The sequence below is a fragment of the Micromonospora parastrephiae genome (assembly GCF_016802865.1).
In the GTDB taxonomy this organism is placed as follows: domain Bacteria; phylum Actinomycetota; class Actinomycetes; order Mycobacteriales; family Micromonosporaceae; genus Micromonospora; species Micromonospora parastrephiae.
In genome coordinates this window covers 1-2,045 of sequence record NZ_JAEVHM010000376.1, presented here as the reverse complement: position 1 = coordinate 2,045, position 2,045 = coordinate 1, and the positions used below count along the sequence as shown (strand labels likewise).

The following is a 2,045-nucleotide window of genomic DNA, read 5'->3' as shown; positions in this document are numbered from 1 at the left end:
CCCGACGTCCGGCCGGTACCCGCCCCCGGCGCGGCGGTGCTCGCGCTGCTGGCGCTGGGCTGGCTGGCCGCCATGCTCTGGTCGACGCGGGAGGCCATCACCTCGGCCGCGGCCGGGATCACCGCGATCAGCCTCTCCGCGTTCGCCCTGCCCGGCGTGATCTCGGCCGCGCTGGTGGCCGGGGCGGCCGTGGCGCTGGCCGGCGGCAACCTGCTGGCCCGCCGCTACGGCGACGGGATCACCCTGCGCTTCGTCGGGGCGATCAGCGCCGGGATGGTGGTCGGGCTGGCCGCCGCGCTGGCGATCAACCTCACCTACTTCGACACCTCCACCACCAACGTGATCGCCGGCACCACCGCCGCCGCCGCGATCATCGGTGGTGCGATCGCCGGCGCGCGCTCGGCTCCGACGGTCGGCGCGGTGGTGACCGCCGCGCTGGGCACCCTGCTCTTCGTGGTGACGTTCAGCCAGGCCCGGGACCCGCTGTTCGACCTCTTCGGCGCCGGCGACAGCCAGGAATCGCTGGTCGACGCGGCGAAGTGGGTGTCGCGTACCGAATCGCTCGTCGCCGGCCTGCTCGCCGGGCTGCTCGCCTTCGGCTACCTGAGCTGGGCACGCCGCCGGGCGGTCCGCCACGATCCCGCGACGCCCGTGCTGCGCTGGCCGGCGTACCTGCTCGCCGGCGCCGGGCCGGGGCTGCTCCTGCTGGTCGCCGAGGTGATCATCCGGATCGGCGGCGGCTCGCTGCTCGACCTGGCCAGCGCGCTCAGCGAGGCGGACGCGGTGGCGCAGACCTCGCTGGGCACCTCGCGGGTCGACAACGGCATCTGGGTGCTCTTCGTGGGCGCGCTGACCGCGCTCATCGCCTTCGGACGCACCCTCGGACCGGCGCACACCGACGACGACGAACCCGCCCCGACCGACGACTCCCGCACCGCCGCGGGCGACCCGACCGACGCCGTCGAAACGGACCCGGCCCGCTGACCTCGGGCCGGCTCAGCCGGCCGCGCGCAGCAACTGATCAAGCTCCGTCACGTCGTACCACTCCAGCTCGTGGTCCTCTGCGCCGTCGACGGTGAACTGGGCGTCCGGGTCACCAGCGGCCGCTTCGGCCACCACGTCGGCCGCCGCGCCGACCTCCTCGACGGCGTCCGCGCCGTCCACGTGGATCGCCGCCACGGCAGCGACCGGTACGACGTCGGCCAACGTCACCGCGCTGGATCCCAGCTCGCCGTCACCCCGCCCGATCGCGGACGGCGGCAGGTCGGCCGAGACGACGACCCGGCGGCGGGGCGCGCCCGGGTCGGCCCGGAGCAGGTGCAGCGCGTCCTGGGCGGCCCGGGTGAACGCGACGTACTCCAGCTCCTCTTCGTCGCCCTCGGCGTACCACTCGCGCAGCGCCGGGGTCACGGCGTGCGCCTGGTCGCCGCTCAGGCCCTGCTCACGCAGTCGGGCCAGCATCGGTACGGTCGCCGGAACGTACACCCGGACAAGCTCCTGGTTCACCGGTTGTCTCCCCGCTCGGTCCTCCACCGGCGGCCGCCGGCACGGGCGCAGATCATGCCGCACGCCGTGACCGTCATACACCGCACCTCCGGTCGGCGGAAGTTCCCCGCCGGTGTGTCCGCCATCGCTGGTCCTCCCGGTGCTGGGCGGTCCGTGCTGTCGGTGGCAAACTGAGCCAAACGACACCAACCCCGGGAGTTTCCGTGGAGCCCAGGTTCCTGCTGCTGTCCGACGTCGCCGCCGAGCTCAACGTGTCGGACTCGCAGGTCTACCACATGGTGCGCAGCGGAGAGTTGCCGGCAATCAAGATCGGTGGGCGCGGTCAGTGGCGCGTCGAGCGCGCCCGGCTGGAGGAGTACATAGCGCGCAAGTACGACGAGACCGCCGACTGGGTGCAGAGCAACCCCCTCGTCGACGCCGACCCGATGTCCGCCGCGTACCGCCTCCAGCCTGGACATCTCGTTCGACGTCCGCGGTGGTCTGGTGATGCGGCAGATGCCACCACTGGGGCGGCGCTGCTGTTCATGGCCGCCGGATCC

At 73.4% G+C, this 2,045-nt stretch carries 2 protein-coding genes and 1 pseudogene; 2 read left to right on the top strand and 1 reads right to left on the bottom strand.

The genetic code is table 11. The features are described 5' to 3' along the window. A partial coding sequence (locus JNW91_RS31150) for a hypothetical protein (RefSeq protein WP_238426031.1) occupies positions 1-984 on the top strand: 984 nt, incomplete at its 5' end. 12 nt (positions 985-996) lie between these two features. Here JNW91_RS31150 and JNW91_RS31145 read toward each other — a convergent pair. Then, entirely contained in the window at positions 997-1,506 is a 510-nt protein-coding gene (locus JNW91_RS31145; protein ID WP_203179023.1) for a DUF6912 family protein, read from the bottom strand. 203 nt (positions 1,507-1,709) lie between these two features. Between JNW91_RS31145 and JNW91_RS31140 the strand changes: the two are divergent. After that, a pseudogene (locus JNW91_RS31140) lies at positions 1,710-1,931 on the top strand (helix-turn-helix domain-containing protein); the annotation flags it as partial. Between the last annotated feature and the right edge of the window lie 114 nt (positions 1,932-2,045).